The sequence below is a fragment of the Bacteroides sp. 519 genome, from assembly GCF_010500955.1.
Lineage (GTDB): Bacteria > Bacteroidota > Bacteroidia > Bacteroidales > Bacteroidaceae > Bacteroides.
The window spans coordinates 24,860-40,493 of sequence record NZ_QVMJ01000007.1 but is presented as its reverse complement, the minus strand read 5'-3'; the positions used below and the strand labels follow the sequence as shown (position 1 = coordinate 40,493).

Annotated in this window: 7 protein-coding genes; 3 read left to right on the top strand and 4 right to left on the bottom strand. The window is 39.5% G+C overall.

The features are described 5' to 3' along the window. Positions 1 to 3: 3 nt before the first annotated feature. Together D0T85_RS08380 and purL are read right to left on the bottom strand one after the other, a co-directional pair. A complete protein-coding gene (locus D0T85_RS08380) occupies positions 4 to 3,981 on the bottom strand; it encodes a two-component regulator propeller domain-containing protein (RefSeq protein WP_163212199.1) in 3,978 nt (1,325 codons plus the stop codon). 134 nt (positions 3,982 to 4,115) lie between these two features. Further along, positions 4,116 to 7,823 carry a phosphoribosylformylglycinamidine synthase gene (gene purL / locus D0T85_RS08375; protein ID WP_163212197.1) on the bottom strand — a complete coding sequence of 1,236 codons (3,708 nt, stop codon included), beginning with the start codon at positions 7,821 to 7,823 and terminating at the stop codon, positions 4,116 to 4,118. Positions 7,824 to 7,990: 167 nt separating this feature from the next. Here purL and D0T85_RS08370 point away from each other — a divergent pair, with 167 nt between their 5' ends. The 3 genes from D0T85_RS08370 to D0T85_RS08360 all read left to right on the top strand — a co-directional run bounded on the left by D0T85_RS08370 (position 7,991) and on the right by D0T85_RS08360 (position 9,413). Continuing rightward, positions 7,991 to 8,431 carry a PepSY-like domain-containing protein gene (locus D0T85_RS08370; RefSeq protein ID WP_163212195.1) on the top strand — a complete coding sequence of 147 codons (441 nt, stop codon included), beginning with the start codon at positions 7,991 to 7,993 and terminating at the stop codon, positions 8,429 to 8,431. A gap of 32 nt (positions 8,432 to 8,463) precedes the next feature. Then, positions 8,464 to 8,946 carry a PepSY-like domain-containing protein gene (locus D0T85_RS08365; protein WP_163212193.1) on the top strand — a complete coding sequence of 161 codons (483 nt, stop codon included), beginning with the start codon at positions 8,464 to 8,466 and terminating at the stop codon, positions 8,944 to 8,946. A 164-nt stretch (positions 8,947 to 9,110) separates the two neighbouring features. Then, complete coding sequence (locus D0T85_RS08360; protein ID WP_163212191.1) at positions 9,111 to 9,413, top strand: hypothetical protein; 303 nt, start codon at positions 9,111 to 9,113, stop codon at positions 9,411 to 9,413. Between the two features lie 7 nt (positions 9,414 to 9,420). On the opposite strand, the gene D0T85_RS08355 is transcribed toward D0T85_RS08360, so the two are convergent. Then, positions 9,421 to 12,864 carry a C1 family peptidase gene (locus D0T85_RS08355; protein WP_163212189.1) on the bottom strand — a complete coding sequence of 1,148 codons (3,444 nt, stop codon included), beginning with the start codon at positions 12,862 to 12,864 and terminating at the stop codon, positions 9,421 to 9,423. Positions 12,865 to 12,867: 3 nt separating this feature from the next. Beyond that, complete coding sequence (locus D0T85_RS08350) at positions 12,868 to 15,627, bottom strand: tubulin-like doman-containing protein (RefSeq protein ID WP_163212187.1); 2,760 nt, start codon at positions 15,625 to 15,627, stop codon at positions 12,868 to 12,870. Between the last annotated feature and the right edge of the window lie 7 nt (positions 15,628 to 15,634).

The following is a 15,634-nucleotide window of genomic DNA, read 5'->3' as shown; positions in this document are numbered from 1 at the left end:
TCCCTATTTCTCTTTATTTTCTTCTTTGCTGTCTTTGTATTTACTAGGACTTACACCAAAATATTTTTTAAATACTTCGCGGAAATATTTAGCATCACTAAAACCAGTCATATCTGATACTTCGGTGATAGAATATGTTCCTTCTTTCAGGAATTCGGCAGCTTTATTTAATTTAATAATACGTATATAATCGCTTGGCGCACTATCTGTAAGAACTCTTATTTTATTGTACAAGCTGGTGCGGCTCATATTCATATGATAACACAATGTTTCTACATTGAATTCAGTATCACTGAGGTTGTCTTCAACTATTTTTCTGATTGAAGAGATAAACTTCCAGTCAAGATCCGATTGACATTTTGTGCAGCTTCCGTTGTCATCTTCCTCTTCGGACATGTCCAGATTGGCAAATTTACTTTTAAGACGAGCGCGGTTTGCTAACAGGTTGGCAATTGTTGCTTTAAGAATCCCTATATTGAAGGGTTTTACAATATATTCGTCGGCTCCTGTTTGAATACCTTTAATAATATTTCTTTCATCGTTGAGCGCCGTTAGCAAAATAATTGGAATGTGCGATGTGTCAATGTCTTTTTTAAGTATTGCACACATTTCATCTCCTTGCATTTCGGGCATCATTATATCCGAAATAATAAGTTCGGGCATATAGTCTTTTACAATAAACAAAGCATCCTTACCATTCTCGCAAGTTTGAACATGATATTCATCGCCCAGTGTTTGCTGTAAATAAGCGCGTAATTCATCGTTATCTTCAACAATCAGAATCTTTTTTCCGCTTGTATTTATTTTTATTGGCGCCGAATTCTGTATAGGAATATACTCTTCCGGGGCTTGAATGTCTTTTTTGTAAGGCATTGCCAGATGTGCTTTCTTGAAGTGGTCGTAACCTTTAGGAAACGAAATCTGAATGGTAGTTCCTTCCTTTTCAACACTTCGAAGCGCAATTTTTCCTTTGTGTAATTTAACCAGGCGTCCAACAAGTACCATTCCCATACCCGATCCGGTTATTTTAGAGTTTATTGCATTCGAAGCACGGAAATGATCTTTGAAAATCTTTTTCTGTTCGCTAGCAGGGATACCAATTCCTGTATCTTCTATTTTTATGCCCCAATGGCCGGCAGAATCGTATGCACGTACTTTAACCGTTCCACCCGAAGGTGTATATTTTACAGCATTCGATATAATATTGCGGATAATAGAATCCATTTTTTCTTTATCGAACCATACATTCAGGAATGTAAAATTGCTTTTGTAATCAAGCGTTATTTGTTTAACCGCAGCAAATGCCTGGAAGGAGTTTACTATATCCTTCATTAATGTATTGAGTTCGTGTTCGGCTATAAATACTTCCGACGAATATATATCTATGTGCTCAAAGTTAATCAGGTTGTTAGTTAGCCTTAACAATACATTAACATTGCGAAGGGCAGTATTGATGTTTCTGGTTCCTTCGGGAGTCAGTTGCTCGCTGCTTACTATCTCATCCAGTGGGGCTTTAACCAGTGTAAGTGGTGTTCTGATGTCATGGGCAGTGTTAACAAAGAATTCAAATTTTTCTTCGGATATTTTCTTCTGTTTCTTCAGGAATAGCAAACGCGACACAAAATAGATTATGCCTATAGCTGCTAAAACATAAATAATAATGAACCAGGAACTTTTCCAGAAAGGTGGTTCAACAGTTATTTTAATGCTCCGTTCTTCTTTTATTACTTTGTTATTTTCTTTTGACCGGGTGCGTATTTGCAAGTTGTATTTGCCCGGATTAAGGTTGGCATAACTAATTAACCTGTTTGGCGAAGGGGTGGTCCATTCATCGTAAAAACCCTCCAACTTCCATGAGAAAAGAATATCCGATGGATAGTCGTAATTAATGGCTGACAATCTTATTGAAAAGATATTCTGATCGTGTTTCAGGTTTAATGTTGTTATTTCATTGATGTTCTGGTCAAGTGATATAGTATTCCCCGATTTGTCTAATATCTGCAATTCACTTATTATCGTTTTTAAAGGATATTCGGTAGGTATTTGAATAAACCTGTCTAGCTCAATAGCTCCATCGGCTGTACCAAATATAAAGTTCCCATTTTTTCTTACCACACCCGAGCTGGGATAAAACTGATTGGTGGCCAGTCCTTGTTCGCGGGTCCAGTTATGAAAATCTTCTTTCGAAGGATAGTACAACCTGGTTAATCCGCTTTCGGAACTCAGAATAATGGTTTCGTTATGCGCCAATATGGTGTATATGTTATTAGATATCAGCGGACTGTTATCTCTGTGGAAGTGTTCAAATTCTTTTTGGTTGATGTCGTATATCAAAAAACCCGATCCGTTAGTACCGATGTACAATTTCCCATTATCCGATTGATATAAGGAATAGATATAGCTCGACAACACCGGCAACTCAATGTTTATGGATTTACCACTGTGCTTATCCAGTAAATATAATCCGGTAGCGGTTCCTACCCAAATTGAATTTTTATCTTTCTCTAATAAAACATTTATGTTTTTAAGATCGGGATACAGTGTAGCCGATTGTGAGATCCTTATTCTTTTCAAATTGCTGTGACCGCCAATCCAGAGAGAGCCCAAATGTCCTTTGATGATAGAACGTATGTATTTGTCTGATTTAATCAGGTCTTGTGGAAATATCTCGTGCGAGGCTATTTCGGCTGTTAATTTGTGTTTGTCTATTTTGTATATGTGCGAACTATGTCCGCCAACATACATTATTCCCGGTTTATCTTCGCAGATAGATAAAAATACATTGTTTTTGCCTTTAAATTCCGTATTAAAAGTACTCAAAAAAGAATGCCATTTTTGGGTCTTTTCATTATAAAAGGATACACCATTATTTGTTGCAAACCAAAGATCGCCTTCACTGTCTTCAAAAATTTGGTTTACTGTGTTATTAATTAATGATTGTTTGTTTCCCGAGTGGGTATATGTTTTATGAAAAGAATATCGATCGTCTCTAACAGTAATGCCCATCGGGAAGTTAGCTATCCATATTCTACTCATATCATCAATATACATATCGGCAATGGTGTTACCGATGATAGAATTGTTTTTGTGATAATCGTCGACTATGTAGGGAATGGTTTCGTAGGTTGTTGTATTTAGTTTGTATATACCTGCACCATCAGTAGCCAGCAGTACTTCATTGTTGTTGAGCGAGGCTATCCGGGTAATTGTAATGTCGGTAAATATGTTTTGGGGCTTTTCAATAAATTCTTTTGTGGCAAGATTAAAGATGTAAAGCCCTTTTTGAAAGGTGCCGATGAACAATTGGCTGGATGGTTGGTCGTAATGTAAATAGTTAACCATCAGTTGCTTGTCGTCGAGCGGTGGCTGAGGAATAAATTGAAGGGAACCCGATTGTAATTCCGCTTTATGAATGCCATTATCGGTACCAATATAATAGTAATTATCCTTGCACTGACAAATAAAGGTGATGTTTCCTAGAATATTTGTTTCATAGCTTTGTACTTCCTGGCTAACAGTGTTATATAAATATACGGTTTCTTCGCTACACAGCCATATATTTTTGTTGTTGTCGATAAAACTGTAACTTATGGGTAAGGAAGCTTGAGTTCCGGCATCTTTGGGTAATTGATAGGCTACCTCAAAACTGTCGGTTATTTCATTATACTTGAATATAATACCACGTTTACTTATTTCCCAAAGCACCCCGTCGCTATCGGTGTAAAGCCAGTTAAGGTATTGAAGCGAACTTACTTCATTGCCATCAACAGTAAGTGTATATTGCTTAAATATTTTGCCGTCGTACCTGTCAATTCCTCTGTGTGTGAGAAACCACATGAATCCTGTTTTATCTTTTTGAATGGCATATACTCTTCTACTGCTCAATCCATCTTCTATTCCTATATTCTTATATACTTGTCCAACGCAGAGAAGAGGAAACAAATATAAGAATAAAATATAGCTATAGAGTCTTTTTATCATTTGGTCTAAGTATTTTACTGTCGGAAGGAACAAAGCTAGTAACAATTTTTTTTAAAAGCAAAAAAGGGTGCGTTAAAAGTGAAGTTCTTTTAACACACCCCTTTATAAGAGGTTTTATACGAATTGACAGTTAGTTACTTGCCAGCTTTTTCCTCAACCCATTTCCTTGCATTTACAAATGCTTCTATCCATGGAGTAATTTGGTCGCTATCTTTTCTGTTGGCAGGGTAACAACCAGCTTGCCAGGGGAAGATGGCACGCTCAAGGTGAGGCATCATTGCAAGATGTCTGCCGTTGGCGCTTGCCAGTGCAGCAATAGTATAGTCGGAGCCGTTGGGATTACCCGGATATTCATCGTAATTGTATTTGGCAACTACGTTGTATTTATCCTCTTCGTACGGCAATGAGAATTTGCCTTCGCCATGTGCTACCCACAAACCAAGTTTGCTACCACTTAACGAACCAAACATAACACTACGGTTGGTAGGAATAACCACATTAATAAACGATGATTCGAATTTATGCGAATCGTTATGTAGCATGGCACCTTTCTTCTCGTGTTCCGGATTAATAAGATTCAGTTCCATCATCAACTGGCAACCATTACAAATACCCAATGACAATGTATCTTCGCGAGCATAGAATTTGTCTAATGCTTCTTTGGCTTTTGTATTGAAGAGGAATCCACCTGCCCATCCTTTGGCGCTGCCAAGCACGTCCGAGTTAGAGAAACCACCACAATATACTACCATGTTGATGTCTTCCAATGTTTCGCGTCCGTTAATAAGGTCGGTCATGGTAACATCTTTTACATCGAATCCGGCCAGATAAAGTGCATAAGCCATTTCACGCTCTCCATTGGTTCCTTTTTCGCGGATGATGGCTGCACGCACACCGCTGGCAGTCCGACGATCGGCTGATATGCCATATTGTAATAACTTTCCGGTAAACTGTGGAGGGAATGCAAACTCTACCGGTTGCATCTTGTAGTTTTCGAAACGCTTTTTAGCGCAACCGTTCATAGATTGTTTACGATCCAGCAGATACGAGGACGAATACCAAACATCGCGCATATAATCAATACCAAAGTGATAAGTAGCATCGCCCTTTGAAACAAGGATATGACGTTCGTCTGTTGGTTTACCTATTTTTATAAAACCTACGCCTGCATCTTCCAGTATCTTCTTAACCTCATCGTTATTCTTGTCTTTTACCTGAATAACAATTCCTGGATTTTCGGCAAAGAGGATTTTTACAATATCTTCTTCTTTTATTTTATCGAAGTTAATTTCCAATCCGCCTTCAACATTAGCGAAACACATTTCGAGCAAGGTAGTAATGATACCACCAGCCGAGATATCATGACCGGCAAGAATAAGCCCCATGTCTATCAGTTTCTGAACGGTAAGGAATGCATCGCGGAAATACTCTGCATCTTTAACGGTTGGAACTTCATCACCAATCTTATTCAGTGATTGGGCAAAAGCCGAACCACCCAGCTTCAATGTATCGAAACTGAAATCAATGTGATAAAGTGTAGTTTTATTATCGTTAACCAGCACCGGAGATACAACTTTCTTGATATCCGATACTTCGGCACCAGCCGAAACAATAACAGTTCCCGGAGAAATTACTTTGCTACCGTCGGGGTATTTCTGAGTCATAGACAAAGAGTCTTTACCTGTGGGAACATTGATTTGAAGTGAGCAACAGAAATCACTCAGTGCTTTAACAGCAGTGTACAAACGGGCATCTTCTCCTTCCTGAGAGCGACAGGGCCACATCCAGTTAGCCGAGAGCGAAACGCTATCAAGACCTTCGGCAAGCGGTGCCCAGATAAGGTTTGTTAATGCTTCGGATACGGAAAGTACAGAACCGGCAGCCGGATCGGAAAGGGCAGCCTGCGGAGCATGTCCGATGGAGGTTGCAATACCTTTCTCGCCACGGTAATCAAGGGCAACTACACCACAGTCGCTCAATGGTAACTGAAGTTCGCCTTGACATTGCTGGCGGGCAACTTTTCCGGTCACCGAGCGGTCTACCTTATTGGTGAGCCAGTCTTTACAGGCAACAGCTTCCAGTTGAAGCACATTGGTAAGATACTCATGTAATTTAGAGGTTTCGTATACCGGGTTGTCGTAATGACGTTCCACAGTATTGTCTCTCATATATGTTTTGGGTGAAGAGCCAAACATCTGGTCTACCGACAGATCGAATGGGCGAACTCCATCAGCTTGTTCAAAAGCAAAACGATGATCGCCGGTTGTTTCGCCAACTACATACATTGGTGCACGTTCGCGTTCGGCAATTTTGCGTACATAATCAATGGCATCTTCTTTAATGAGTAATCCCATACGTTCCTGCGATTCATTGGCAATGATCTCTTTGGCCGATAGGGTTTTATCTCCAATAGGGAGCTTGCTCATATCAATAAGACCGCCGCTTTCTTCTACCAATTCCGACAAACAGTTTACGTGTCCGGCCGAACCGTGGTCGTGGATAGATACAATTGGGTTTTCGTCTTCTTCGCACAGTGCACGTACAACGTTGTTGGCACGTTTTTGCATCTCGGCATTGGCACGCTGTACGGCATTCAATTCAATGCCGCTACTATAACGGCCGGTGTCTACCGACGATACCGAACCACCTCCCAAGCCAATACGATAGTTATCGCCACCAATAACAACTACTTTATTTCCGGCTTCGGGTTTACCTTTTAATGAATCGCGTTGTGTACCATAACCAACACCTCCGGCCAGCATAATTACTTTATCGTATGCATAGAAAGTATTGTTTTCCTGATGTTCAAAAGCAAGCACCGATCCGCAGATGAGCGGTTGACCGAATTTGTTTCCGAAATCGGAAGCTCCGTTAGATGCTTTGATAAGTATTTGTTCGGGTGTTTGGTACAACCATTTGCGTACAGGCAATAACTCTTCCCACTCGCGGCCTTCTTCGGTGCGTGGATAGGATGTCATATATACCGCAGTACCTGCGATAGGCCACGATCCTTTTCCACCTGCCATACGGTCGCGTATCTCGCCACCGGTTCCGGTAGAGGCTCCATTGAATGGTTCAACAGTTGTAGGGAAGTTATGGGTTTCTGCTTTAAGCGAGATTACAGTTTTGATATCTTTGATTATAAAATAATCCGAAGTAGAATGATCGGCTGGGGCAAACTGTTCTACAACCGGTCCTTCGGCAAAGGCTACATTATCTTTATATGCCGAGATTATTTTATTGGGATTTTCGTGTGTTGTTTTCTTTATCATTTGGAAAAGAGAAGATTCCATCTCTTGTCCATCAATAATAAATGTACCTCCAAATATTTTGTGGCGGCAGTGTTCCGAGTTTATTTGTGCAAATCCAAAAACTTCAGAGTCGGTAAGTTTCCGTCCTAAATCAGTTGATACCTTTTTAAGGTAGTCAATTTCTTCTTGCGACAAGGCTAAACCTTCTTGCTCGTTATACGATTCAAGATCGTCGATATACAGAATAGGTTCCGGCTGGCGGTTCGTGGTGAATATATTTTGATCCAATCCTTTATACATACGTTGCAGCATTGGGTCATAGCTTGCATTTTCATCCCTTACAGGGTAGTATTCTTCTATGCGTGTAATATCATTGAGCCCCATGTTTTGGGTGATTTCCACAGCATTTGTGCTCCATGGTGTAATCATTTCCTTGCGGGGACCAATGAAATAACCATGTAGGTTGTCTTCTTTTTCTGTTTCGGCATTGCCGAAAAGCCAACAAAGTTTCTTGTTATCTTCCTGATTTAGTGTGTTATTGCTTTCAACTGCAATTACATTCCCGGGAGAAGTTCTGAAGAAAAAAATCATGATGTTTTGTTGTTAAATTGAGGTTTTGCAAAATTCACTGCAAACTTAGATAAAATTTTCGATTTATAGAGGAAAGATATAAAAAAACAAAAAAACTCCATAACATAGTTTTTTCCCAAATCTTTCCCGAATTGATGTTGTTCTTTGCAGTAACAAAACAAATAATTATGAAAAAAGTATTGTTTACATTAATAATGGCGATGATGGTTGTGCCATTTATGAATGCCAAAGAGATTGTTACACAAGACGAAAAACGACTGCCAACAGAGGCCCGTGATTTTATAAGCCGGCATTTTCCGGAGTCGAAAGTGTCTTATATTAAGATTGATGATGAATTTATATTGTATAAGCAATATGAGGTAGTGTTGACTAATGGTGTAGAAATTGAGTTTGACAGTAAAGGAAACTGGAAAGAGGTTGATACAAAAAGGCAGGAAGTACCAGCCAATATTATTCCTCTGAAAATCAGGGAGTATACAAACAACAATTTCGCTAATAACTTCATAACTAAGATTGAACGCGACAGGTACGGATATGAGGTAGAACTGAATAATGATCTTAGTTTGAAATTTGATAAAAACGGAACGTTTAAAAGATTAGATGATTAAATACTTTTCATTCACATAAAACCAGTTAAATTATGAAAGAACTTAAATTTTTGGCTTTGGCCTTGTTAGCAACAACTTTGTTTGTTTTTACTTCATGTAGTGACGATGACGATTTAAAACCGGATCAGATTTTTACAGAAGCACTAAGTGCTAAATTTCCCGATGCAAAAGCAATAGAGTGGGAGAGGGCAAAAGCTTATTATGTTGCCGATTGTTATGTTGGTAACAAAGACCTTGATGTGTGGTTTGATGGAGCAGCTAAATGGATTATGACTGAGACCGAACTCTTGAAAACTGATTTACCAACAGCTGTACTTACTGCTTTAGAAGCCAGCGAATACAGCACATGGAGAGTTGACGATGTGGATATGCTTGAATATCCGTCGAAAGCAACCCGGTATGTTATTGAAGTTGAACAGGGTAACAAGGAAATGGACCTCTATTTCTCGGTTGATGGCGAACTGATAGAAGAAAAGGATGTAACCAATACGGATGATACTCATTGGCCGGAATAACTTTATCTTTCACCATATTTCATCCCGGTAGGAGAAAAGCTTTATCCTACCGGGAGAAAAGTGTGTTGAAAACGTTAGTGTTCTGCCATATAAATCGAAGATTTTATTTAAGTTTGTAAGTAGATTATTATAAGGGAAATAGTCAAAAAGTAAAACGCAAATAAATGGAAATCAAAGAGTTCGAGAAAAGAGCAACTTATCAGGGTGGTTACGACCGACAATTTGATGAATGGAAAATAATTGATGTTCACCAAATTCCGAATCCGGTACCTGATGCAATTGAAATAGACTTTTACTGCTGTAACGGTAAAAAAGTTTATTTACTGAGGATACGTAATAAAGAAGTTGAAAAATATGATGTGGTATATTCTGGCAAAGGATATCCGCCTTATTTAATAGCGGAATTACCTTTGCAGGATATTGATGATCAGTTGTTGAAGTATATTTTTGCTAAATTTGAATTGTGAAATACCTTCACTGTGCAATCATAACATCCGCTACATCCAGATTCATAACCCTGATAACCATAATTTTATATCGTGAATGAAGCCTTTCCGATGATGGACTGACAATAAATAACAAAGGATACTTGTTGCTCCAGTTATTCTTTTCCCGCTGTTCATCTGTGCGGATAAATACAACTTTATGCGGGCTCTCCATTACAGATTCCATAGTAAGTTGCACAAATACTTTTGACTTTTCGTCCAGTATGGGTAAAAGCTTATCTATGCTGGCGTATTTATTATCCAAATAGGGATAATCCTTTTCCTGCGATATATGACTGTATATTTTGAAGTCATCAATTACATTAAGAATGGATTTAATGACAGACTGTTTAATTTGTTTCTTAAACGTTTGGATACCTTCTTCATTAATTGTATAACTGGTAAGGAAGCCAGATAATTTCAGATCGGCAGCAATGAGTGTTTTATTCTTTTCGAAATACTTATCAAGCACATCGTTGGAAATAAGTGAAATAAAGGGATCTTTGGTAGTTGAGTCCATTGTACTTATTCCTTTTTCCTCTTCCTGATACCACGTAACCAAATTTCCAAGGAAAGATTGCATAACGGCGTATTTACTTTTCAAACGGTCTTGCAAATTAAATAAACGATCAAGCACCATACCTGCAAGGTGCATGCGCAGTCTTACAGTTTCGGCTTCTCTTTTTTTCTTATCAGCCTGAACACCCAGTTGCGTGATTCTTGCTTCCCATTCTTCCTTAAGCAGGCGGTATTTCTTTTTTCTATAGGGAAAGTACAGAAACAGAAGCCCTATCAATAATAGAGAGGCAGCCAACCAGTACCATGTTGAGTTGGCACTTACCACTTCTTTGAATGTAAAGATAGAATACATAAGTATCAATACAGCCCAGATGAAAAGAACACCCGAAATAATATAAACCCCAGTATGCCGGGTGAGTTTCTTAAACTCATAAAGTGCGTTATCCTTATCAACTTGTGCTACCGTTCTTTGTTGCAGAAAGTTTTCTGCTTCTTCCTGTAAACGTTCTTCAGTTCCGGTAATAAGACGTTTGCGTAGGCTGTTGTTTCCCAGTTTACCCATGATAGAGTAATACGTTTGCCTGTATCTGTTGTCTAATCCCGAAAGAACTTGTACGCGGTATTTTTCTTCTTCAATCAGGTTCTTGGTGATCGAATAGTTTATGTTGGCATCCGTAGTATCGAAGTATAGTTGCATTTTCTTTTCTCCGGTTGTGCCTGTGGCAGTAAATCCGGAACCTACTTCGGTTATTATGCAAGCCATGTTCAGTAATTCTTTATCGGCAACATAAGAATACGGACAATAGCAATAGCCGTTCTCGCCAAAAGAGGTTCCCCATGAGTTGCGGATAATAAAAACTTTCTTTTCATCACTGAAACCGCAGATAATCATTGCATGGTTTCCATATGTGCCCGAAGCTATCTCTTCTTCGGTTGGGCGGAAAACAAATCCGGTAGTGTCGGCAGAGAAAGAGTCGTACAGTTTCATGGAAATAGCTACAGGATAACCTTCAATTAATGCCGAGCGTATATCGTCCAGATTGACATTGACATTCATGGCTTTCTTAACCAATCGTGTGGCTCCGTCTTCATAAGCTTCAACCGGAGGCTCTTGGTTGAATACTTCTTTCAAGTAGGGGAATTTCTTTTCGGTACATACACCTTCAATCATTAAAGATGCAATACTGTCATAAAAATTAGACCCTTCGTCCAAATGTTGCTTTTCATTCTTTTTACGGGCATTGTAATATACAAATGCTTCGCTTAAATCCGGATCGGAAGCTTTATTGGTTTTCAGGATATATTCATAGATACCTACCATTGCGAAAGCCGAGCATGCTCCTTGCGAGCCCTGGTCTTTTATTGCAGTAAAACCAGATCGTAAATCAATACTTCCGGAATTAAGTTTCTTTGGCATGTAAGTATCGGCCAACGGTTGCTCCTTTATAACATTGGGTTGCAAACGGTATTTGCGTCCTTCGTAAATAAAGAAACCATCTTCGGTAAGTCGTTGATCGGCCTTTTCCGAGTCTTCCTTCTGAGATTTAATTTTTTCCAGTTGTTCTTCTTTTTCCCGAATAAAGGTAGTAGACTGCCGCAACTCTTCCCGGATGTTTTTTATTTCCTTTAGAGGTAAGTGTACATCTTCCGACTCCGAAAGCACCGCTCTTTCCGGCAATTCAGTATTTCTTAAAGCGTTGTTGGCATCAATGAAAATGCCCGCAGCTTCCATGTCCAGATCGTCAATAACCAGTTGCGACTGGTTGAAGGCATAGCCGGTTAACAAAGGATCGTCCATCCCCAATAAGGTAGCCAATGTGGCCTTTTTTTCGGGTAGAGTTAACTCCGTATCTGTTATAAAAGACTGTAAATCATCACTCATTGCTTCAATAAGTTCATTGAGTTGTGGAGTGATGGTAATGATTATCTTTTCCTGATCAATCTTTTGGTTTAGTAGCGGTTTTACTTTGTTTTCAAAGAAATCCGAAACAATTTTTGTTTTACTTTTTAGTTTTTCTTGTGTAATGCCGGCAACTTTAGCTATATCCACTTTAACATCAGTAACCTTTTCTCTGTCCATTATATGGAGATAGGTACGTCGTAATAGATATTGCACAAAGTAGTATTTGTCAAAGTTTAATACGGATAGCCCCAGTGCTTTGATGGGAGATTCCTCGGTAGGCACAGGAATAAATATTTTTGCGTAATGCTCAATACTTAACAATGCGGTTTCTCCGATAATACGGGTAAAAGACTCAAGGTCCAATTTGAGGGAAAGACCGTCACGCTGACAATTTTGCAACAGTATGAAGTTGGCTATATTTCCCTGTTTCTCTTTCTGATAAGTAATAATTTCGTTTAAAACGCGTGTTGCTGTTTGCGTATGATCTTTTCGCTGTACGGCAAGTGTTTCCTTCTTATCTTCGGGAGTAAACACAAAGGCAGTATCGGCGGCCAGCCCCATTATATCAATCTGATAACTGATGGAGAGCCCTTTTACAATGTCAATAAGTTCCTTGCATTGCTGCCAGGCCTGATAATCATAAAGCGGGAGATAGATGCATAGATGCAGGCTTTTAAAATCTCCCGGATTATTAATGGTTATTGTATTCCGGTACAGTGTATCAAAATAGTGTATTATATGTACATTCTGTTCTTTTGCCGGAAATGTTCCCTCCTTGTTCTTGTCTACCGTATAGTGATTTTGCAGACCTGATACAAAGGGGGCATCCGGATCTTCGGCTATTGCCTGAATGGAAGAGAGGTTAACAGTTCCGTTATCTTCTTTCTCCCAAAGCAAGGCGGTAAAGTATGGAGAAATTTCTTCTTCCCCATACTTGATAATGTATATTTTAAGTTCGCGTATTGCTTTCTCAAATTCGCTACCGAACATTAAATGAACAGAATGTCGCATAAATTATAAGTTCTTTTGTACAAACATCAACTCTTTGCGGATTAAATCGGCTATGTTCTCATTTCCACGCTTGGTAAGTTCTTCTCTTGACATATTGATCTGAGAATATTTTTCAAGGTAGTTGGCTTTAACGTCTGCTTTCAATTCTTGCATAGCATCTAAACCTTTACTACGTTGCTCATCTTCAATCTGTTCGTTGAATTCCCTACGGATGCTCGATTTGTTGTGTTTGAAGTATTCAAAAGCTTCGTCTCTGTACTGAATACCCATCTTAACCCAGTTGTCGAACAAAGGATCGCCATTCAACTGACTTTTGTAATAATAAGAGTTATCTTCGTTCTTTATCAACCCGAAGATTAATCCATATATCCACAGTTCCAAAGTATCATCGTCTTGTTGTTTTGGCATTAGCGAGTATTCTTCTCTGTTCATGCGGATAAGAACATTCTTGTCGAAATGACATACGGTACGGCAGTTATTGTATTTTTCTTCGTAAGTTTTTAAAGATGCAATAGCATAAGCAGGTATAACACCAATCTGACGGTAGATGATGATATGATCATCCATCCCCAACGATATAAAGTCAATGGAAGTAGCACCCTGTTGTTTGTTCTTGAAAGCATCGTTACGAGTGAAACGGCTGTTGCCTTTATCGGGTACACCTACAAAGTATCCTTCATACAGTTGAGTTCCTGGTATGTGTCCCTGATAATCTTTCCGGAACAACGGCATTGCCTTGTTGATTGCCATACGCATCAGATGCTCGAATTCATCCTCGGGCATTTTGTCGATAATGTCGTCAATGGTGGTTTTCTCCCACTTTTTAGCAATGGTAAGGTTTTCAGTGTACGAGAATAAGGCGGCTTTTACATCGGCCACATCTTTTCCATCAAGATCGTAAAGACTGTTTGGCAGGTTGAGCTTCCGAACAAATTCGGGTATGTTCAGTTCATTATCTTCAACATATACATTTTTTGCGGCTTCGCCTACCAAGTCAATCATAAAGGTCTGTGACTTCTTTCCTACCAGGTTATGAACCTCGGCCAACCGGGTAGTAAGGTCTGTGTTGACGGTGAGTAGCAAACGTTTGATATTTCCAACGCGGGTATATTCATCCATTAATGTAGCTTGCAACCCGGTATAGAAAGTAATGGCTGCCCGGCGACGGATGATTTCGCGTTCGGAAATAGTATATAACATTGTAGCAGCAATAACATCTTCAATCAAACTTTCTCTTTTGCCTGATTTACCAATTACAAACATCTTTCTTTCCAGTTGCGAAAGGTTGTCTACAGCTATTTCTATGGCTTGTTGTTTGGAGGCTTTGGTGTTTTCGAAAGTTTCCAGTTCCTCTTTCATCTCTTTCAGGAATACATGCAGTTGCTTTTGCAGCCCTAATATAATGTCTTCTGCATTGCTTAGTCCGCATTCCTGATTGATTTGTTTAATTAATAATGAGATAAACTCTTTTTTAATTCTTTCCGAAAGTTCTTGTATTTTACCTTTAACCGCATCGTCCTTCGGCATGGCAGACGCAATATACATATCTGTTTCGGGTTTGGCATTCAATGGGTCATTGATAGATACCATTGGTATTTTGGGCTCTTTTTTTAAGATGAAATCAATAACATCATCCCGGCCGTTGTTTTCGCGGATGTTTACTTCGGGTGAATCTATCCAGTTGTTTATAATGGTATCAACATCGTTACAACCATTCATCAATCGTTGAATGATGCGTTGAGCCGATTTAATAGCATATATTTCGGAGAGATCTTTGCCTCGGAATACAATTTCACAGGCTCCCATACCTGCCGCCCATGCTTTTTTGTCGGCTATATCCATAGACCCGTCGGCATAATACTTCTCGATGTTGTCGCTTACACTGGCAGCAGCAACAGATAGCTGTCCGGCGGCGATAACAAGGGCCAGACTAATCATTTCGGTTAACTGGTCGGCATGGGTGTATACATCATTGTTCTCGTTCTTGTTATCGATAAACATTACTGCATTGAACGGGCGTTCGCTTACCTGCATGGTATGTGTAATGTAATCAAACTTGATAGGAGGAGAACTGGGACGAAGATGCATCAACCAATCCAGATCCATAACGGCACCATAGGCATTAGGTTTCACTTTGGCCATAGCCGGACCCGAAGGAACCATAGACTCAAACACATCTGCCATCACAGCATAGCCGGTAAGCTTACATTGTGGAGCTACCCGGCGAATTAAGTAAGCCAAATCAATAAATGCACCACAACCTGTACCGCCACAAATGGAAAACACCATGTGTATCTCTACATTATTAGATAGAAGTTCGTATTCGCGGTTATCCGAATGAGTGCTTTTTTGTATGTTGTTAAGTGCTTGTAATATAGAAGTTTCTACATGACTGCTGTTGATAATTGTGGCCAGTCGTCCGTTTGTTCTTACCTGTCCGGCACCGATTTCCATGGCTACAATAGCCCCTTCGTTTTCTTCGGGCATCCATGTAAAATGTTCGTCTTTATGCAGGTTGTAAATAGCTTTTGCATCACGACACGCTATAGAACGTTGTTCGTAGGGCGACAGTGAAACTGCCCCGTACTTTGAGTCTAGTGTTTTTTTGTATGCACCACCATCGGTGTCAATTCCCAGAAAGCCGATCATTGGTGGCACTTTACCGTTATAAGTTTCTATAAACATTTTCTTGGTATGCAGCAGGGCGTTCATGCCGGTGCCTCCCAGACCGATGTAAAGACACCTTCTTAGTTTTGTAGCCATAAGTTGT

What these genes read in the sequence shown, in the direction of transcription:
- D0T85_RS08380 (WP_163212199.1), bottom strand. Translation starts at nt 3,981, where the DNA reads ATGATAAAAAGACTCTATAGCTATATTTTATTCTTATATTTGTTTCCT.
- purL (WP_163212197.1), bottom strand. Translation starts at nt 7,823, where the DNA reads ATGATTTTTTTCTTCAGAACTTCTCCCGGGAATGTAATTGCAGTTGAA.
- D0T85_RS08370 (WP_163212195.1), top strand. Translation starts at nt 7,991, where the DNA reads ATGAAAAAAGTATTGTTTACATTAATAATGGCGATGATGGTTGTGCCA.
- D0T85_RS08365 (WP_163212193.1), top strand. Translation starts at nt 8,464, where the DNA reads ATGAAAGAACTTAAATTTTTGGCTTTGGCCTTGTTAGCAACAACTTTG.
- D0T85_RS08360 (WP_163212191.1), top strand. Translation starts at nt 9,111, where the DNA reads ATGGAAATCAAAGAGTTCGAGAAAAGAGCAACTTATCAGGGTGGTTAC.
- D0T85_RS08355 (WP_163212189.1), bottom strand. Translation starts at nt 12,864, where the DNA reads ATGCGACATTCTGTTCATTTAATGTTCGGTAGCGAATTTGAGAAAGCA.
- D0T85_RS08350 (WP_163212187.1), bottom strand. Translation starts at nt 15,627, where the DNA reads ATGGCTACAAAACTAAGAAGGTGTCTTTACATCGGTCTGGGAGGCACC.